Here is a 17,427-nt window from a genome sequence, read left to right on the forward strand (position 1 = left end):
TGATTTGGGTTTGAAATTATAGTTGTTGCTTCAACAGAACCCGGTAAAAGGATTTCTCTGAAATAGGGGATGGATCAACGTAAAGCAGAGGGCCGTTGGTTGGCGCGATTTGCAGGCTCTTGAATATTTCATGGATAGAGTTGCTGGGGGCAGAGCTCCAGTTTATCAAGTCCGAGCTTTTTTGAATCTGATAGGCTTTCCTGTATTTCGCGTTCCACTCCATCCATACCAAATCCGTTGTTGAGCCTTGAGCGACCACCTTGAATACATCATTGCTGTCCAATGGACTTGTTCCGGAATCCAGTTCGTGCCCATCGTTTGATCCATCGCCATCAGAATCCGGGTTATGGGGATTGCTGCCAATAATTAGCTCAGTGGGGTTTCCGGCTCCATCCGAATCGCTATCTCGCTCAATCGCATATGCTTCGCCGTGCCATTCCCAGTTTCCATGGGCATTATAGGTGGACCTGCCTACAACTGTAACATTCTTTGAAATGCTTATATTTCCGCTAAAAGACGGAGGTAGTCCGGAAGCTTGAGAGCAAAGGGAGCCTTGATAGTTCCATGTTAGATTGGTGTATTCAAAAAGATGTGCAGATCCGCCAATCACCAGATGGTCGTCACATAAGTCAATAGCTGTTCCGTATCCGGTCAGTTTGGTTGTTGGATGAGATCCGTAAACATATACTGTGCCGTCTCCAGGTGCTCCTACTGCATAACTGTCTCCATCTATGGCCACGGTATGGCCAAAATATGATCCACGTCTTAAATCAAAGGGCACTATTTTGTAGCCTGAACTCCAATCACCCCAAGGAGTTCTTACAAATCTATATGCTGCCCCATATGGTTCGTCATCGTACGAACCAGTATAGTATGGATCAGATTCGCCAAATCCACCCACAATGAGAATGTCATCGTCTATACTTACAGATTGGCCAAAATGATCAAATTCTGCGGCATCGGGAGCCACCAGCTCGACAGTTTGAGTCCAGACCCCGTCAATGAAGTCGAAAATGTAAACGGAACCAGGGGGATAGGTCCACCAGCTCCGAGGGCAACCTACGGCGATGGTTGTTCCCGAAATATCAATATCGATGCCAAACTGATCCCATGCACCAGCATTAGTAACTGTCAGTTTAGCTGTTTGAGTCCAATTGTTTGAAATGGATTCAAATACATAAACAGCAGTATTCCCGTTTACGGCATAGTCTGCCGTCCCGGTAACTATTATGTTGCTGCTTCCGCAAATTACGGCACCGAATCCATCATCAGTTCGTGCATCATTAGCGATCAGTTTTGCCGTTTCAGTCCAAAGGCCGTTAGCTCGTTCAAATACATGTACTGCACCTGTTGTTGTTCCATCAACAGATGGGGAGCCAGCGGCAATCGTCCGATAAGATATGTCGACTGAGGTGCCAAAGCGCGATTCGGGCTGGTCGAGGGTGGGGTATAATTCTTCTGCGGTGTATTGGCCAAATACCGTTTGGCCGATTGCTAGCAGGAAGAATCCTACACAAAGCTGATGCTGTAATGGCTTTGTTGTACGCATCATAACGATGGCGATTTGATCATGGAAAACGATGTAGTGTCCAGAAGTATTTATAAAGGTGGAAGCTTGAAAGGAAAAATGGGAGGGTGACTGACAGAATGAATTCTGCCGGGCGCGGAGTTAGGTGTTTTCCCGTTGGATGGCTTTAAGCTGCTTGATGGTTTCGATGTCTTTGGGGCGGCTCATGGCTTCTTTTGCGGTGATGAGGGCGTCAATTCGCAGGATAAGGCATTCCATTCCATCCAACACAATGGTTTCGCTCCGCTGTTTCACCTCTTCGAAGCTGCCGAGTCCGAGTATTTCGCCAAGGCAGTCGAGTTGTCCCCAGTCGGTGTCGAGGTAGAGGTTTTTCAGTGCTTGGCTGTTTGTTTCCGTCAATTCCAGCGGGACTTGATGGGTTGTCATGCGGTGAACGGGATGGAGGCCCGCCAAAGCGGCTTGGATGCGAAGCAGGTTTTTAGAAGAAAAATCGCAACAGATGTCGATGTCCTGTGTGGTCATCGAGCTTCCGTGTGTAACAGCCGCCAGTCCTCCGACCAGTACAAAGTCTACTTCGCTTTCAACCAGGCGTTCAATGATATCTGAGAGGTCATCCACGTTTCTTCTCCATGGCCGCGCGGAGTTTTTTCATGGTGTTCAGGGCTTTATCATGGCGGCGCAGGCGTTCTGCCGGTGTCAGCCGGAGGTTGGCACGGATTAGGGAAACATCGATTCCATAAGCCTCTGCTTCTTCATGAACTGCCGGATTTTTTTCCATGGATTGGAAATTACAGGATCAGCATGCCTTCGCCATAGCTCAAAAAAAGGTAATTTTTGAGGGTGCGGGTTGCCTCCATCGGGAAGGGCGTGTTTTCCTGCACGTTTGCGGAGGAGTGTGGGGCAAAAAGAAAACCCCGCCAGAAGGCGGGGCTTAGGAGTAATTTCAGTAGAAGCATTCAGCAGTGGGTTTGGGTTCACTTGGGTTGCTTGCGCTTCAGATTTGGGTTTTGTTGGGTTCACTAATGAATACGTGGGAAGTTTTCAGAACGTTACTCAGAAAACGGCTTTTTTTCCGGCATTCCTGGAAACAGCCAAAAATCCCAGCAAAAGCACACTATAATTGGGGTTAAAAAAATCCAAGAACCGGAGGCTGCCGGCTCTTGGAAGGATGTTTTTCAGGGTCGATTTAGAATTTAAGCGTGCCACGCAGCCAGAATACGGTTTCGTCGGCGGTGGTGTTGCCGGCGTGGTTGTCGCCTTTGATGTAGTAGGCGCACTTGGCCAGCACGTCAAAGTTTTTGCAGACGGAGTATTTGGCTTGTAAGTCGAATTCCTGTCCGTAGTCGCCGTCAAATCCGGAGTCGGTTTTGTGGGCGGTGTGGAAATAGTGGTAGACGCCCAGCAGATTGAGCTTTTCGAGCACGGTGGCGGAAACTTGCCCGTAGGCATCGATCAAGCCGGCTTCCAGTCCGCCGCCGGTGCCGAGGAACTGGTCGGCCCAGCCGTTAAACTTGTGGGCGGTTCCGTTGAGGGTTTGAAAGCGGTCGTTTGAATCGTCGCCTCCGGAGATATATTCGATGCCTCCGCCGATGTTGACCCGGTCAAGTACGGCCTCGCCAAAGGCGTGGCCATAAAAGGCATGGCGCTGGAGCGCCACCATGAAGTCGTAGTTAAGGTTGTCGCTCTGTCCCCAGTTGCGGGCGCCAAAGGTGTCGAGCTGGTCGGGGCCGGAGCCGTCCTCGTCGTTGCGCTGGAGGTAGGCGAATGCGGAAACCTGGTTGTTTTCAGTGAGCCGGTATTCGCCGTTGAACATGTGGTACTGCCGGTCGTCGTTGGTTTCGCCGTTGATTTGGTTAATGCTATCGGCATACGCATAGTACAGCTTCAGGTTTTCGACGGACTCGTTGGCGATCGATCCGGCGTTGAACGACTGTGCGTTCAGGCGCCATCCGACGTTGCCGATGAAACGGGCGTTGTCGAGAATGATCTCCTGCGCACCAATCCGCGCATGCGAGTCGTAGCCGGTATAGGCGAGGTAGGCTTGGTGGAAGCGAAACTCTTCCGGATCAGCAACGGTGTCGTATTTGTTGTTTTTCGGTGAAAACGTGTCGTTGAGGGGGCCGACATACTGCGCCTGCACAAACGCCGAAAAACCGCGGTAGTCGCCGGTAAGATAGCTGATGCGTGTTCGGGAGAGGAATGCGTTGGCGGCGTCGCGCCCGTTGTCGTCGAGGTCGGAGTATTCATAGCCAAGGAGCAGTTCGGCTTTGAGTGTTCCGTTGACCAGTGCCTGCTTCAATTCGCTTCCTTCACTGGCTTTGTTCCACAGGCTGTCGAGCGTGGGCAGCGTCTGTGGTTCGCTAAGGGCTGGTGTTTCGACTTTTTGAATTGCAGCGGGTTCTTCGGCGGCGGTTGCGCCGAGCGCAATCATCAGTGTGGCGGTAACCAAGTATTTCATATGCATCCCCTAATATGTTGTTGGCTTTTGGCAACATTCTGTTGCCACGTGCATTTTCTATCTTTTTTCCGGGAAGGAGGAAACAAGGGAATGGTGATAAATATGATCGGAATGTTCCTTGCGGTGGCGCGGTTGTTTAGACTTAATCCGAACAAGGCGTTGACAAGACGCTTCGAAAGGGTAGTTTTCGCGCTTTGCGGTTCGGAATGCTGAGCCGGTTAATCCTATCGGGGTGGCCCTGAAGGTTGATTGAATAAACATGTTGGTGCGCGGGTTCAGCGAGTGAACCGGGTGCTGGTGCAGGGCTTGTTGATAAAATCAGCCTTTTAAGGGTCGTTCAGCCGCCCGAAGCCGCTCGGGTTTCCCGTTTGCTTCTCGTATTTTCCGCCGGTCTTTTTTTTCTTCATTCCTGTTTTGCCAGCGTCTGGTATGTGCCCCGTCCAACACAACAGGAGAAAAACATGAAGCATCAATTGCTGAAACGATGCGGTGTCGCCGTATTAGTGTAAATGGTGGCCGGTGCTGCCGGCGCAGTGGATGACCACCGCATTCAGGCCCTCGAAGAGCAGCTGGCGGTTATGAACACAGAAATTGAAAACTTGAAGAACGAGCAGGGCGACCTTTCGTTTCTTGAGGGACAGGCCAGCAAGCTCCACTTGGGCGGCTATGGAGAAATCCACGCCAACTTTCAGGAGGGAGGCGACGACCAATTTGATATCCATCGGCTCGTGATGTATGTGGGCTACGACTTTAACGACTGGATCAAGCTGACGTCCGAGACGGAGCTCGAGCATGCTTTTGTAGCCGACAGCGATGACGGCTCGAATGGCGGTGAACTCTCGGTTGAGCAGCTCTATGTCGATTTTTTGCTGGCCGATGCGGTCAATGTCCGCGCCGGCCGTGTTTTGGCGCCGCTCGGCATCATTAATCAAAAGCATGAGCCGACCCTGTTCCTCGGGGTGGAACGCCCGAACATGGAAAAGAACATCATTCCTTCAACGTGGTCGGTCGACGGCATCGGAATCTTTGGCTATCCGTTGAGCTGGCTGAGCTATGAAGCTTATGTGGTCGCAGGACTTGGACGGCTCCAAGTTCCGCGCCAAGGACGGCGTGCGCAAGGGCCGCATCAAAGAGCGGGCCAGCTTTAACGACGCGGCGGTGACCGGCCGGCTGGACTTTTATCCGTTCGTGGATGCCGATCTTCCCGCCGAGCAGCACCTGCGCGTGGGCGTTTCCGGCTACTACGGCGGCACCGACAATTCCAATGGCGGCGGCGACAATGGCGTGGACAACACCTTCTCGATGTGTTCCGCCGATTTTGAATACGACGTTTCGCGCTTCCGTTTCCGCGGCGTGGCTGCCTATGGGAAAAACTCCGATGCCGACGATCTGCAGGATGCATTTGATCGGGATACCGGCGAAGAAGTCTTCGGCTGGTATCTCGAAGGCGGCGTGAGCGTGATGCCCGATTCTTGGAAAAGCGGCAAGCTGGCCGAGGCTGACATTATTCCGTTCATCCGCTACGAGGAATATGACACCCAGCACGAGGTTCCGGACAACGTCGACAAGGACGATGCCAACGACCGCACCGAGGTGGCCATCGGCGTCAACGTGCCGCTCACCGCGCAGTTTGTCGTCAAGGCGGACTATCAGTTTATGGACGACGAGAGTTCTGCCAGCCGGAAAAACAGTTTCAACCTTGGCATGGGCTGGGTCTTTCAATAAAACCCAACGGATGAACCTCGAAGCCCGTACTGCCTCCGCTATGATCCGTATGCACTGCCGCGCCCGGCATGGCGCGGCTGGAGGGCTGTGCGCCGAGTGCAGCGTGCTTTTGGCCTATGCGGAGGAGCGGATTGCGCACTGCCCTTTCGGGGCCGGGAAGCCGGTCTGCAACCAGTGCTCGGTGCATTGCTACAAACCGGAGATGCGCGAGCGCATTCAAACGGCTATGCGCTTTTCGGGCCCCCGGATGATCTGGCGCCACCCGGTGCTGGCCGTCCGGCACCTGCTCCGTTCAAAAAGAGCCCCCGGACGCTGACGCACCGTTGGCTTTGATCAGTCCTAGTCCTCTGGGTGCAGCTCGAAGTAGACCACGCCTTTCTTGTTGCAGATGGTCACAATATATTCTTCGAGCATTTTACGGCCGGCGCGGGGCGGAGAGTTGTGCACCGGCAGCATCAGGGTTGGAACCTTGCGGAAGGCAATGTCGCCAATGCTCACCTGCTTGGTGGAGGTCACCCGCTTGTCGCCGCGCGCAAAATTATAGTTGCCGGCAAAGTCGAGCAGGATGGGCATGCTTTCGCCGTAGATGGCGCCCCTCACTGCCAGCCCGTAGTTGGGCAGCTTGACAATCATGGCTTGGGTCATCACCAGCTGCTCGTGCGGCACATAGGGAATGGTCGATGAAAACTGGACCGATTCATTTCTCAGGTCGAACTGAATGTATTCAAACTGGCTCAGCGTTTCCCAGCCGATCACCGCATCGACTTTGGGGATTTCGATGCCGCGCGCCAGTGGGCCGATGGAGCCGGTGGCCATGCGGATGTAGAACGGAACGTCTTCAATCATCAGCTGCTTGATGCGGAGCTGGGAGATCCGGCCGGCATAGGCGTCAACGCCTCCGGTGTTGTAGACGCCCCGGTAGGGCATGACCTGGTCGTTCCAGCCCATGAAGTCGGCGTCGAACCGCTGCGAGGTTGCGAACTCGATCCACGATGACGGCGAGCTGACGTCGAGCAGGGCGTCCATTTTCTTTCTCGCGGCGCTGCCGCGGATGTCGATCACCGGAATGTTGCCCTTGATGAAGTTGGCCGAGGCCATATGGCGAGCATGCAGGTGGCAGGTGCCCCGGTAGGAGATTCCGCCCTGTACGGGGTAGACTTCAAATCCGTAGGTTTGCGGGGAGACGGTCTTCGACAGGTAGTCGTTTTGCTTTGTTTTCGGTATCACCATTTCCGTGCCGTCGTCGGCGGTGGTCAGGCAGCCAGCAAGGAGGAGGGGCATGGCCAAGAGGGCCAAGGTGAATCGTAGCAGCGTTTTCATGTGGATGTTCCTTAGGGTTGGTAGGATTTGGCCGGCGTTCGTTTGTCGTAGGTGTCCAAAAGCAGGAGAATATCGGATGGGTGCTCGGAAAGGCAAGCCAGCAGCAGGTTGTCGGTTAGGGCAAAAGTGAGGCTCATGCCGCCGGCCATATCCGGGGAGTCATACTGCCAGACCGGCCAGACCGCATGCTTGCCGAGCAGTTTCAGGTTTTTGTTGCGGGTGTGCTCCAGCTTCCAACGCAGCCACGGGCTGCGCCAGCCCACCCAGCTCGACGCGGCCCAGGTTTTATTTTGGCCCGCCTTGCGGAAGGGAATATCCGCCACGGCGATTTCCGAAGCGGCGCACAGGTTCTGCCAGCTTTTAGGCAGCAGCCCCTTCAGCGTATTGCCTGCTCCAAGCGCTTTGTCGAGCTGTGCGCAAACGGGGCTTTGCAGCAGCTCTTCCAGATTTTCGGCTTGGAAGACAAAGGTGGCCTCGACAGGGATCGCCTGGCACACCGCGCCGGGCTCGAAAGCCTGATAAAAGGAATAGCCGATTATGGCCGCCGCAAAAACCGCGCTGAGCCCCAAGGTTGCGCTGGCCCGCAGTTTGATCATGCTTTGACCGTTCCGACCAGCTCGCTGGCTGCGCTGAGGCCCTTGCGGGCCAGATAGGCTTCAATGCCGTCGATCACTCGGTCGATGGTCGTCGGATCCACAAAGTTCGCGGTGCCGACCGCCACCGAGGTTGCGCCGGCAATCATGAACTCAATCGCGTCCTCCGGCTCGAAGATGCCACCCATTCCAATGATCGGAATGCTGCAGGCCTTAAAGGCATCGAACACCAGCTTGATGGCGATCGGTTTGATGGGCGGGCCGCTGAGCCCGCCGAATTTATTGGCCAGCTCCGGCTCCAGCGTTTCAATGTTGATGGCCATCGCCGGCATCGTGTTCATGATCGAGATCGCATCGGCGCCGGCGTTCTCGGCGGCTTTGGCGAATTTTCCAATGTTAGGGACGTTCGGCGCCAGCTTCGGGATGATCGGCTTCTGCGTTTTGGCGCGCACCAACTCGATGACGCGCGAAAAGGAATCCGTATCCGTGCCAAAGGCCGAGCCGCCCTCTTTCACGTTCGGGCAGGAGAGGTTGATTTCGTAGGCCGAGACCGTGTCTGCGCCGTCGAGCATGTCGACCACGGTGCCGTAGTCGTCCATGCCCTTGCCCCAGATGTTGACGATCACGGGTGTGTTGTACTGTTTCAGGAACGGCACATACTTGTCGATGAAGCCCTGCGCGCCCGGTCCCGGCAGGCCGATGGCGTTGAGCATCCCGCCGCGCGTTTCGAAGGTGCGCGGGGTTTGGTTCCCGACATGCTCCTCCGGGCAGATGCCTTTGACGGTGATAGCACCCAGCCGGTTCAGATCAATCAGTTCGGCATATTCAGGTCCATAGCCGAACGTCCCCGACGCAACCGTCACAGGATTCTTCATGGTCATGGAACCGATTTTAATACTCAGATCAATACTCATTCTCTCCACCTTCATTAAAATTGAAGGCAAAATGATTTGGAGCAAAACGATTACTGCGGATGGATGTTAATCATTTTGCTCTTAATCATTTTGCTCTATTCGTCCCAGAGGATTTCGCGCGATTCGAAGATGGGGCCGTCTTTGCAGCAACGCGCCCATTCCCAGCCGTCTTCCGTCTTGCGCTTGATGACGCAGGTCAGGCAGGCGCCGACGCCGCAGGCCATGTTTTTATCGAGCGAGAGCCAAGCGGTAAAATTGTGTTCGATGGCGCGGTCGCCGATGGCTTTGAGCATCGGGTTGGGGCCGCAGACAAAAACCTCCAAGGACTGGATGTCCTGCTCTTTCATCCATGGATCAAACGCGGCGGTCACGAGGCCCTGCGTTCCGAGCGAGCCGTCGTCGGTGGTGGGGCGTACATCCCAGCCGAGGGCTTCAAATTCTTTCACCAGCAGAATGTCGATGGCGGAGCGGCCTCCGAAAAAGGCGATGCCCTTCTTTTCCATGCGCTCAGCGAGGATGTAGAGCGCGGCGTTGCCGTAGCCGCCGGCCACCAGCACGGGGAGTTTGTTCGGGTCGGGTTCCGGATAGCCGTTGCCCAGCGAACCGATAATGTTGACTTCATCGCCCACCTGAATGGCGGCCATGGCATCGGTTCCGCGTCCGACGGGCTTGTAGAGCACGGCGGCGCCCTCCGGCCCGGCCTGGTAGATGCTGAACGGGCGGCGAAGGATGCGTTCTCCAAGCCTTGGAACCTGAAGCTCCAGAAATTGGCCGGGCTGCACCATCGGGCCGACGACCGGTGCGGCAAGGCGCAGAATGCGGTATTCGCCCTGAAAGTTGTCGTGTTCGAGTACGGTAGCTTTTTCCTGTTTCATAGTGGCGCGGGATTTTGCGGATTTAGGGGAAACAGGTCAAACGCAATCCGTGTTTAAGGGCTGATCAGGGCTCGTCGTCCAGCGTTACGCCCGCCGTCCGAACCTTGCGGACGAACCTTGCTTCGAGCTCATGCAGCGGGGAGGAGAGCACATAAATGTGCGCCCACGCGACGAGGGCCCAGATATTGAAAAAGATGATCGAGGCTATAAACAGAAGGATCACGGCGACGGTTGCCGGTTTGGTGGTGACGGTCAGGGTGTTGCGGATGTGCATGTAGGGCACGGCGCTCACCATCAGGAAAGCCGCGGTGAAGGCATAGGCCAGATAGAGGATGGCTTCGACCGTTTCGCTGTTGGTCAGGTGCGGCACTACCAGCGTCATGCTGCAGATGGCGGCGGCGGCTCCCGGGGAGGGGAGGCCGATAAAGCCGCTGTTATGTTCCGCTTCATCTTCCGCTGCGGTGTTGAAGGCCGCCAGTCTCCACAGTGCGCATCCAAGATAAAACGAAGCGGCAATCCAGCTGAGGAGATGCAGCGGGGCGATTTCCGAACTATGGCCGGGGCCGGCGGCATAGATCATGATGGCTGGTGCTGCTCCAAAAGAAATGGCATCGGCCAGCGAATCGAGGTGCATGCCGTGGGTGCTTTGCGCCTTGAGCACCCGGGCGGCGAGTCCGTCGAGCACATCGAACAGCATGGAGCCGCCAATCAGCAATAGGCTGATGGTGGGCACGGGACGGCCCGCGAAGCAGGCTTCCATGGTGTAGATGATCGAGGCAAACCCGCAAAGGGCGTTGCACAGCGTAAGGAGGCTGGGCACGGGGTTGAAGCGGTGCTCTTTTGATTCTGTAAAATTCATAGCATTTCCGTTGATGGTTAGTTCTTTGTCCGGGCCATTACGGTTGTTCCGGATCGAACCTTCTGTCCTATTTCAACTGCTGGGATTATCAGCTCTCCTGTGGGTAAATACAACTCTGTCCGAGAGCCGAATTTGATCATTCCGTAAATTTCGCCCTTTTTCAGGCGCGCGCCGGGCTGCGGTTCGCAGACGATGCGGCGCGCAATGGCGCCGGAAACCTGGCGAACGGCGACAGGAAAAGTGTCGCCGCCGACGTGGGCGGTCCCTGCAATAACCAGCGATTCGTTCTCTTTCGCGCAGCGCGGGTTGCGGGCGTCGAGAAAACGGCCTTCCTTGTATTTGCGGTATTCCACTTGAAGATCGCACGGGGCGCGGTTGACGTGCACGTCGAGCACCGAGAGGAATATGCCGATGCACAGCAGCGGCTTGCCTTCATAAAGCTCGATGCCGTGGTCGGTTGTAACTTCAATGTCTTTCACGACGCCGTCGGCCGGCGAAAGGATCAAGCCGGGGTCGGAGGGGATGGCGCGGTTGGGCACGCGGAAGAAGGCGGCCAGCGCCAGCCAGGCGGTTCCTGCCAGTACGGCGATGACCACGCCGGTTGCTAGGTGGACGAAAAGGGCGATGCCGGCTCCTGTTGCGGCGAGGGCCAGGGCAATCAGGCCGCCGCCGAACCACTCGCGTTTTCCATGTTTTGCAAGTTTCATAGTTTTTCCAAGGGTTGGAGGTTTAAGGCCTGGGTTTCGTGGTTCATGCGACGAATCGCGCGTGCCTGATGCCTTTGCATCTTTATCACCCGGTGGCGCTTCACCAAGGGGACGGTTGTGTAGTAGCCGGCCAAGGCCGCAACGGTTCCGAAAAGGAGTCCGCCAACCAGGAATGCCGTTAGCAGTTCGGCGCCCAGCGTGGCCAAGGATTTGAGCGACGGATCGCTGATGATGCCGGAAAGCATGTGCTTCACTTCGGGGTAGGAGGACGGCCTCCGCAAAATGCAACCGCCAACATAGCATTGAAGCGGATAGAGGAAGGGGATGGTGAACGGGTTGCTGAGCCAAGTGCTGAGCAATGCCACAAGCCGCGCCGCGCGCATCGGGAAGGTCAATGCCAAGGCCGCCGGCATTTGAATTCCGAACGGAATGAAAAAAGCGGTGAAAAATCCGGTCGCCACGCCGCGCCCGATGGATTCCGGGGTGCCGGGGTGCCGCAGCATCCTTAGGTAGACATATTTGAATGATTTGAAATATCGAGTGCTCACGCCTGCCGTCCGCAAGTTTTAAGTCATAACGACCGCTAGAAAATGTAGGGCAGGAATGATATAAAAGCCACGGAAAAGAGGTTCGGAATGGATGGCATTTTCCATCGGAAACCAAGCGCTTTTGAGCGCTCCGCCACTCGGGGCGTGAACGGGGGGATGATGCGTGTGCTGATCTTCGCCCTGTTTATGAATTTCCCCGCTTTCGGCAGCACTGATTCAGCAACGAATGCTCCTCCTTCCGGCATTGAAGAGAAGAGCAGGAATCGGCTGGTGCTGGGCACCACTGCCGTCGGTGTGGGTGCGGTGACCGTTTGGGGCATTGCCCAGTGGGACTATTTTTCGAAGGTGCCGAGTGCGGGCGAGGAGGGCTGGTTCGGCAAGGATACCGACGAGGGCGGCATGGATAAGCTCGGGCACCTCTACACCAGCTATGTCATGGCGCATGGGATTTCCTGTTGGTACGAAACCCGGGACTTCAGCCGCGACGAGGCCGCGTTTTACGGATCGCTTACTTCGTTTGCGGTTATGGGCGGCATGGAGCTGGGCGATTCCTTCAGCGACTATGGCTTTTCCTGCGAGGACATGGTGATGAATGCTTCGGGCTGCCTGCTGGGCTGGCTCTTGTATTCCCGCCCCGATCTCGCCAGCAAGATCGACCTGCGTTGGGAATACGGCCTCAAGCCCACCAAAGGCGATGTGGTGACCGACTACGAAAACTCCAAATTCCTGCTGGCGCTGAAGCTGAATGGCTTCAAGTCGATGCAGAAGAATCCTTGGCGGCATATCGAGCTGCATCTCGGCTACCATACGGAAGGCTTCGACGACAAGCACAAGGATAATGAGCGGGTGCCCTACGTAGGCGTGGGCGTCAACTTCACCGATTGGTTCCGCCGCCGTGGCTGCGAGAAAACTGCAACAGTTTTCAACTATATGCAGTTGCCCTACACTGCGGCCAACTACGAATTCTAGCCGTCGTTCTTCCGGTCGCGCAGTGCGGTAAGGCAAACCGGCGCTAGTTCGGTTTTGAAGAAGCGGCTGGCGAGCAGGGCGGTGCCGAACGCTACGAGGAACGAGAACGGGAAATAATAGATTTCGTGGATCTCGGTGCCCTTTTGGATCCAGAGGCTGGCGACGATGGATGCGCCGAGCCCGACCGTCCATCCGGCAAAATTGCCGCGCCGGGTGAGCACGCCGAGCAGGAACAGCGCGAGCACCGGTGCGCCAAACATGCCCATAAAGCTGAAGAAGGCTTTAAGGATGCTGCCGATGGTGGAGACATAGAAGGCGACGCCCGTGGCAAACAGGCCAATCGCAATGGTGAATATGCGGGCTAAAGCAACGTCCGTGAGGCGTGAGCCATGAGCCGTGATTTTGAAATCGTTAATCAATACCGTGGCGATGGAGTTTAGGCCGGAGTCCATGCTGGACATGGCGGCCGCGAAGACGGCGGTAATGAGCAGTCCGGAAACGCCGGCCGGCAGATGGTGGATGATGTAGAAGGGCATCATTTTGTCGGGCGTGATCGATTCGGGCAGCGTCGCGTCTTGGAAAAAGGCAAACAGTCCGAGACCGATGAACAGCAGCAGGGCGATGATAAAAAAGTCGGTGCAGGCGTTGAAGGCGACGGCCTTGACGGTTTTTTTCAGGGAGCCGGTGGCCATGAGGCGTTGGACGGTGACCTGGTCCGTGCCGTAGTCCTGCATCAGCTGGAAAAAGAAAGAGAAGGCGACGACGGGGCCGGACATCGCGAAAAGGTTGATTTTCCAATCGGCGATGTGCAGGCGTCCGGTTTCGCCGGCGAGTTGGATGATGGCTCCCGCACCGCCATCGACTCCGTTGGTTAGGCTGACGGCCACCCAGACGGCGCCGCCGATGAGGATGACGAACTGGATGGCGTCGGTCCAAACCACGGCGGCAATGCCGCCGAGCGCGGTGTAGGCCGTGGCAAGCAGGCCCATCATGCAGATGCAGCCCCATAGCGGAATGCCGGTGACGACGGCCATCGCCATGGCCGGCGCATAGACGACGGCGCCCAGCCAGCCGAGGCGGGCGAGGACGAACAGTCCGGCCACGCCGCGCCGCGCCCGCGGGCCGAAGCGCTGCTCGATGTATTCATAGGAGGTGGTCACCTGCAGGCGGTGGTAGAGCGGGTAGAAGAGCAGCAGGATGAAAGGCGCGACAATCGGGCTCATGATGCAGACGATGATGAGCGAAATGTTTTCGGAGTAGGCCGAGCCGGGCAGGCCGAGGTAGGTGACGGCGCTGGTGAGCGAGGCGTACATGCTCATTGCCACGGCGAGCCACGGCAGTTTGCGCCCGCCGAGGAAAAACATTTCGGTGTTTTCCTGCTTCCGCGCAAAGAAGAGGCCGACGCCGATCATCCCCAGCAGGTAGACCGCGAGGACGGCATAGTTGAGCGTGCCGAAATGGACCGGTGCCATGGGGTTAGAGGTAGAGCGTCGCGTTTCCATCGACGGGCGGGTGGAGCGAGCCCGCGAGAATGCCGGCTAGTTCGGCGTCGGTCAGTTTAACGGGGTTGCCCTTCATGCTGCTGGCGCATTTGGCCTTTTCAACGATCGCCGGCAGGTCGTCTTCGGAGATGCCGAAGTCGGACAGGCCGGGGACCATCATCTGCATGCAGCAGTCGACGATCCATTGCAGCAGTTCGTTCGGGGTGGCGTTGGGGCTGCCTGTAACGATGCGGGCGGCTTCTTTATATTTTTCCAGTGCAGGGCTTGTGGCGTCGCGGTCTTCGAGGGCTTGGATGTTGGTGTCGACGACGGCGGGCAGCAGCGATGCGCAGACCATGCCGTGCGGGGCTTCGAACATGCCGCCGATGGGGCCGGCAAAACCGTGTACGGCACCCAGGCCGGCGTTGGCCAGTGCGAGTCCGCCGAACAGGCTGGCCGCCGCCATGTCGGTGCGGGCCTTGATGTCGTTTCCATTCATGTAGGCGTGTTGCAGGGAGCCGGAGGCTTTCTCCAGCCCTTCGCGGCAGATGCCGTCGGTGAGCGGGTTTGATTTTGAAGAAACAAAAGCTTCGAGCAGCTGGGTGAAGGCGTCGAGGCCGGTGCTGGCTGTGACCTCCGGAGGCATGGTCAGGGTCAGTTCGGGGTCGATAAGCGCAACCGTCGGCAGCATTTTAGGGTGGCGCATGCTGACCTTGACCTTGTGTTCGGGCGATTGCAGGACGGAGTTGCGGGTGACCTCCGCGCCGGTGCCGGCGGTGGTGGGGATGGCAATGCAGGGCGCGGGGTCTTTGGTTAGCGGTTCGCCTCCGCCGATCACTTCGAGGTAGTCCATTAAATCGCGCGTATTGGTGAGCAGGGCGGCGATGGCTTTTCCGGCATCGATCACGCTTCCCCCTCCAAAGGCGACGACGTAGTCGCACCCGAGATCGCGCGCCTGCTGGACGAGGGTGGCAATGCGGTCGGTGGTGGGTTCTCCCCGTATGCTGAAGGCGGCGGGGTTGGCCCCGCAGTTTTTCAGGGCTTGGAATACGGGGCCGATGCGTTCGGCGCTGGTGCCCGTAATCAGGGCGGCCCGGCGTCCCAGCGGCTGGGCGAGTTCGGGAAGCTCTTTCAGCTTTCCCGTTCCGAAAATTATACGTTGCGCAGTGGCGAATTCAAAGTTCATGGGGGTTCTCCGGCAAGTTGGAGCGTAGCTTAGCGTGACGGCTCCCCTTGTCCAGAATGATTTTGACAATAGGGGCGGATACGCTACATTCCGGCCTCTTTGAGTTTGATAGATCAGGAGAATGGCATGCCAACGTACGATTATAAATGTTCCGCCTGCGGGCACGACTTCGAAGTTTTCCAGTCGATTTCCGCCGAGCGGCTTACTGAATGTCCGGAATGCGGGGGCGCGGTCGAGCGTTTGATCGGCGCGGGGGCAGGTTTTTTGTTTAAAGGCTCTGGCTTCTACCAGACCGACTGCCGCAGTTCCGACTACAACAAGGCGGCCAAGGCCGACAAGCCCACAGCTTCGCCTCCTAAAAAGGATGAAAAGTCCGCTTCCAAAAAGGATGCGAAAAAGGCACAGTAGCCGGTCAATTGTATTTTTCAAGCGGGTTGGTTCGCATAACGCATTAACGAGGGACATGGAACTATGAAGGATAAGAAGGAATTCTACAATTTGCTGACCACGCTGGACGGGCAGCCTTTTTCCGAATATCAACAGTTGATTGGCGATTTCGATTTTGCTCGCTACGTCATTAAATGCAACAAGATTGAACTGGAAGGCGACAATGCCGCCAAGCCCGTCTTTGTGGTCCGCATTCCGCAAACCATTGCCGAAATTCCCGAATTTCTGTTCGACAGTCCGGTTCGCCGCACCGCGATGGAAGACCTGTTGCTGCGCCGTCTGGCCTCCAACATTGAGCGCATTGCCAACTTCGACCACAACGGCATTGCCCGCCGCCTCATTGAGGTGTCTTCGCCGAACCAGAAAATTCTGCCGCGCAACGCGCTGATGCTGACGAAAGAATACATCGAAGTCCGCCTGCAGGTCACGTTGCCGATTCAGAACATGGTGGTTGACGGCGTGCCGGTTGTCGCCATTGACGGCGACATGGCCCAGCAGATTTTCTTTGAAGACCTGCCGGAAGTCGTCAGCGACAGCCTGCTGTACTGCAATATCGATACCGCCGAAGCCGACGGCTTCGTGAACAACATGGAAGACGCCGACCGTCTTCGCCAGTTCCTCGGCGCCAGCGGTCAGGTCAGCTTTGTGGCCAACGGAGCGTTGGTCACCCGCGCGACCGACGGCGATACGCCTGACTATGAGCGCCTTACCCCGGTTGAAGTCGAAGAAAGCCTTATAGAAGAGGTGGAAGTGCCCCACGCCGGGACGGTGCGCGGCCTCGGCATTCCCAGCGGCCTTACCCTGATCCTCGGTGAATCCAACGGCGGACGCGTTGACCTGATGGATGCGATTTCCCAAGGCATCTACAACCACATTCCCGGCGACGGGCGTGAAAACGTGGTTACGGTGGCCGATGCCGTCAACATTCGTTCTGAAGTGGGTCGCTCCGTTCAGCAGGTGGATATCTCCGCCTTCGCCCGCGAGCTCGGCGACGGAGGCAATCCTGCATCTTACTCGACTGCTTCTGCCGGATCGTTCGCCTCCCAGTCCGCTTCGACTGTCGAAGCGCTTGAAGCCGGAGCCCGCGTACTGTTGTTTGACGAACACTCTTCGTCCTCCACCTTCCTTTCGTCCGATACCCGCGTGTCTTCCCTGATCGGCGAGTCCGCCCGCAATACGCTGGCCTCCCGTGCCCGCCAGATGGTCGATGAACTCGGTATTTCCATCATCGTGGCCGGCAGCAGCCTTGTGGCGGAGTTCATTCCGATTGCCGACAAAGTCCTCAAGGTTGAAAACTTCTGCGTCTCCGACATCACGGAAGAAGCCAAAGCGCTTGATATCGTTCCGTCCACCGTGGTCGACAGCTCCGTCAACCTCGCTACCATGCTCAGCCGTTCACGCTGGGTCATGCCGAGTTCGATCGACCCGAGCGTGGGTCGCGAAGACTTGGTGATCGAAAGCGACGATGGCGACTATCTCCAGTTCGGCCGCTCCATCATTGATCTCGAGGCCATCCGGCAGATTGCCGATGCCGACCAGGCGCGCGCCATTGGCTTCGTCCTGTACTACGCCAAGCTGCGCTACATGGACGAAGGCTATCCGATGCGCGAAATTCTCGACCTGGTCGACCGCGACCTCTCGAACGAAGGCCTCAACGCCCTTGCTCGCGACCTGCGCGGCGACTTGGCCCGTCCGCGCCGCTACGAAGTTGCCGCGGCGCTCAACCGTTTGCCGGCCTTCCGCGTCTCGCACGTTACGGAATAAGATCGTCAGTTTGCTGACGAGGTAAAAGAGTCGAAGGTTCAAGGGTTGAAAAG

Annotated in this window: 19 protein-coding genes; 6 read left to right on the forward strand and 13 right to left on the reverse strand. The window is 56.8% G+C overall.

Going from position 1 to position 17,427, the window contains the following annotated elements:
- Nucleotides 1-16: 16 nt before the first annotated feature.
- The 4 genes from SCARR_RS23725 to SCARR_RS23735 all read right to left on the reverse strand — a co-directional run bounded on the left by SCARR_RS23725 (nt 17) and on the right by SCARR_RS23735 (nt 3,986).
- Nucleotides 17-1,552, reverse strand: coding sequence for an FG-GAP repeat protein (locus SCARR_RS23725; protein WP_136064338.1), 1,536 nt, complete (start codon nt 1,550-1,552; stop codon nt 17-19).
- Between the two features lie 117 nt (nt 1,553-1,669).
- Entirely contained in the window at nt 1,670-2,146 is a 477-nt protein-coding gene (locus SCARR_RS23730) for a DUF6036 family nucleotidyltransferase (protein ID WP_136064341.1), read from the reverse strand.
- Nucleotides 2,139-2,306 carry a hypothetical protein gene (locus tag SCARR_RS28415; RefSeq protein ID WP_168433563.1) on the reverse strand — a complete coding sequence of 56 codons (168 nt, stop codon included), beginning with the start codon at nt 2,304-2,306 and terminating at the stop codon, nt 2,139-2,141. Before SCARR_RS28415 ends, SCARR_RS23730 begins: the two co-directional genes overlap by 8 nt.
- 408 nt (nt 2,307-2,714) lie before the next feature.
- The gene (locus tag SCARR_RS23735; protein ID WP_168433564.1) at nt 2,715-3,986 is read right to left on the reverse strand and encodes an alginate export family protein; all 1,272 of its coding nucleotides are present in this window, start codon (nt 3,984-3,986) and stop codon (nt 2,715-2,717) included.
- A gap of 509 nt (nt 3,987-4,495) precedes the next feature.
- On the opposite strand from SCARR_RS23735, the gene SCARR_RS23740 reads away from it, so the two are divergent.
- Genes SCARR_RS23740 through SCARR_RS23750 form a run of 3 tightly spaced genes read left to right on the forward strand, consistent with a single transcriptional unit; the run spans nt 4,496 to nt 6,027 of the window.
- The gene (locus tag SCARR_RS23740) at nt 4,496-5,134 is read left to right on the forward strand and encodes a porin (protein ID WP_136064345.1); all 639 of its coding nucleotides are present in this window, start codon (nt 4,496-4,498) and stop codon (nt 5,132-5,134) included.
- Nucleotides 5,040-5,711, forward strand: a complete 672-nt coding sequence (locus SCARR_RS23745) for a hypothetical protein (RefSeq protein ID WP_136064347.1) — start codon at nt 5,040-5,042, stop codon at nt 5,709-5,711. Before SCARR_RS23740 ends, SCARR_RS23745 begins: the two co-directional genes overlap by 95 nt.
- Before the next feature lie 10 nt (nt 5,712-5,721).
- Nucleotides 5,722-6,027, forward strand: a complete 306-nt coding sequence (locus SCARR_RS23750) for a nitrous oxide-stimulated promoter family protein (RefSeq protein WP_136064349.1) — start codon at nt 5,722-5,724, stop codon at nt 6,025-6,027.
- A 23-nt stretch (nt 6,028-6,050) separates the two neighbouring features.
- Here SCARR_RS23750 and SCARR_RS23755 read toward each other — a convergent pair whose 3' ends face one another.
- The 7 genes from SCARR_RS23755 to SCARR_RS23785 form a co-directional block, all read right to left on the reverse strand.
- Entirely contained in the window at nt 6,051-7,031 is a 981-nt protein-coding gene (locus SCARR_RS23755) for a hypothetical protein (protein ID WP_136064351.1), read from the reverse strand.
- An 11-nt stretch (nt 7,032-7,042) separates the two neighbouring features.
- Nucleotides 7,043-7,627 (reverse strand): hypothetical protein, encoded by a 585-nt coding sequence (locus SCARR_RS23760; protein WP_136064353.1) that lies wholly within the window; start codon nt 7,625-7,627, stop codon nt 7,043-7,045.
- A complete protein-coding gene (locus SCARR_RS23765) occupies nt 7,624-8,538 on the reverse strand; it encodes a dihydroorotate dehydrogenase (RefSeq protein WP_136064355.1) in 915 nt (304 codons plus the stop codon). Before SCARR_RS23765 ends, SCARR_RS23760 begins: the two co-directional genes overlap by 4 nt.
- Nucleotides 8,539-8,633: 95 nt before the next feature.
- Complete coding sequence (locus tag SCARR_RS23770; protein WP_136064357.1) at nt 8,634-9,413, reverse strand: dihydroorotate dehydrogenase electron transfer subunit; 780 nt, start codon at nt 9,411-9,413, stop codon at nt 8,634-8,636.
- A 64-nt stretch (nt 9,414-9,477) separates the two neighbouring features.
- Entirely contained in the window at nt 9,478-10,272 is a 795-nt protein-coding gene (locus SCARR_RS23775; protein WP_136064359.1) for a CDP-alcohol phosphatidyltransferase family protein, read from the reverse strand.
- Between the two features lie 17 nt (nt 10,273-10,289).
- Nucleotides 10,290-10,979: a phosphatidylserine decarboxylase gene (locus SCARR_RS23780; protein WP_136064360.1), complete on the reverse strand. Its 690-nt coding sequence runs from the start codon at nt 10,977-10,979 to the stop codon at nt 10,290-10,292.
- On the reverse strand, nt 10,976-11,527 hold the full coding sequence (locus SCARR_RS23785) for a DUF2062 domain-containing protein (RefSeq protein ID WP_136064362.1): 552 nt from the start codon (nt 11,525-11,527) through the stop codon (nt 10,976-10,978). Before SCARR_RS23785 ends, SCARR_RS23780 begins: the two co-directional genes overlap by 4 nt.
- An 87-nt stretch (nt 11,528-11,614) precedes the next feature.
- Between SCARR_RS23785 and SCARR_RS23790 the strand changes: the two genes are divergently transcribed.
- Entirely contained in the window at nt 11,615-12,496 is an 882-nt protein-coding gene (locus tag SCARR_RS23790; protein ID WP_136064364.1) for a DUF2279 domain-containing protein, read from the forward strand.
- On the opposite strand, the gene SCARR_RS23795 is transcribed toward SCARR_RS23790, so the two are convergent.
- Nucleotides 12,493-13,998 carry a sodium:solute symporter family transporter gene (locus SCARR_RS23795; protein WP_136064366.1) on the reverse strand — a complete coding sequence of 502 codons (1,506 nt, stop codon included), beginning with the start codon at nt 13,996-13,998 and terminating at the stop codon, nt 12,493-12,495. The two genes, SCARR_RS23790 and SCARR_RS23795, sit on opposite strands and share 4 nt — an antisense overlap.
- Nucleotides 13,973-15,163, reverse strand: a complete 1,191-nt coding sequence (locus SCARR_RS23800) for an iron-containing alcohol dehydrogenase (RefSeq protein WP_136064368.1) — start codon at nt 15,161-15,163, stop codon at nt 13,973-13,975. Before SCARR_RS23800 ends, SCARR_RS23795 begins: the two co-directional genes overlap by 26 nt.
- 126 nt (nt 15,164-15,289) lie before the next feature.
- On the opposite strand from SCARR_RS23800, the gene SCARR_RS23805 reads away from it, so the two are divergent.
- Entirely contained in the window at nt 15,290-15,571 is a 282-nt protein-coding gene (locus SCARR_RS23805) for an FmdB family zinc ribbon protein (RefSeq protein ID WP_136064369.1), read from the forward strand.
- Nucleotides 15,572-15,634: 63 nt separating this feature from the next.
- A complete protein-coding gene (locus tag SCARR_RS23810; protein WP_136064370.1) occupies nt 15,635-17,374 on the forward strand; it encodes a P-loop domain-containing protein in 1,740 nt (579 codons plus the stop codon).
- Nucleotides 17,375-17,427: the final 53 nt, after the last annotated feature.

This window comes from Pontiella sulfatireligans (genome assembly GCF_900890705.1).
Classification (GTDB): domain Bacteria; phylum Verrucomicrobiota; class Kiritimatiellia; order Kiritimatiellales; family Pontiellaceae; genus Pontiella; species Pontiella sulfatireligans.

Bases quoted from the DNA above. Each gene is read 5' to 3' on its own strand.
- SCARR_RS23725 (WP_136064338.1), bottom strand. From the start codon at position 1,552: ATGATGCGTACAACAAAGCCATTACAGCATCAGCTTTGTGTAGGATTC.
- SCARR_RS23755 (WP_136064351.1), bottom strand. From the start codon at position 7,031: ATGAAAACGCTGCTACGATTCACCTTGGCCCTCTTGGCCATGCCCCTC.
- SCARR_RS23775 (WP_136064359.1), bottom strand. From the start codon at position 10,272: ATGAATTTTACAGAATCAAAAGAGCACCGCTTCAACCCCGTGCCCAGC.
- SCARR_RS23765 (WP_136064355.1), bottom strand. From the start codon at position 8,538: ATGAGTATTGATCTGAGTATTAAAATCGGTTCCATGACCATGAAGAAT.
- SCARR_RS23760 (WP_136064353.1), bottom strand. From the start codon at position 7,627: ATGATCAAACTGCGGGCCAGCGCAACCTTGGGGCTCAGCGCGGTTTTT.
- SCARR_RS23740 (WP_136064345.1), top strand. From the start codon at position 4,496: ATGGTGGCCGGTGCTGCCGGCGCAGTGGATGACCACCGCATTCAGGCC.
- SCARR_RS23805 (WP_136064369.1), top strand. From the start codon at position 15,290: ATGCCAACGTACGATTATAAATGTTCCGCCTGCGGGCACGACTTCGAA.
- SCARR_RS28415 (WP_168433563.1), bottom strand. From the start codon at position 2,306: ATGGAAAAAAATCCGGCAGTTCATGAAGAAGCAGAGGCTTATGGAATC.
- SCARR_RS23810 (WP_136064370.1), top strand. From the start codon at position 15,635: ATGAAGGATAAGAAGGAATTCTACAATTTGCTGACCACGCTGGACGGG.
- SCARR_RS23800 (WP_136064368.1), bottom strand. From the start codon at position 15,163: ATGAACTTTGAATTCGCCACTGCGCAACGTATAATTTTCGGAACGGGA.
- SCARR_RS23795 (WP_136064366.1), bottom strand. From the start codon at position 13,998: ATGGAAACGCGACGCTCTACCTCTAACCCCATGGCACCGGTCCATTTC.
- SCARR_RS23770 (WP_136064357.1), bottom strand. From the start codon at position 9,413: ATGAAACAGGAAAAAGCTACCGTACTCGAACACGACAACTTTCAGGGC.
- SCARR_RS23780 (WP_136064360.1), bottom strand. From the start codon at position 10,979: ATGAAACTTGCAAAACATGGAAAACGCGAGTGGTTCGGCGGCGGCCTG.
- SCARR_RS23750 (WP_136064349.1), top strand. From the start codon at position 5,722: ATGAACCTCGAAGCCCGTACTGCCTCCGCTATGATCCGTATGCACTGC.
- SCARR_RS23745 (WP_136064347.1), top strand. From the start codon at position 5,040: ATGAAGCTTATGTGGTCGCAGGACTTGGACGGCTCCAAGTTCCGCGCC.
- SCARR_RS23735 (WP_168433564.1), bottom strand. From the start codon at position 3,986: ATGAAATACTTGGTTACCGCCACACTGATGATTGCGCTCGGCGCAACC.
- SCARR_RS23790 (WP_136064364.1), top strand. From the start codon at position 11,615: ATGGATGGCATTTTCCATCGGAAACCAAGCGCTTTTGAGCGCTCCGCC.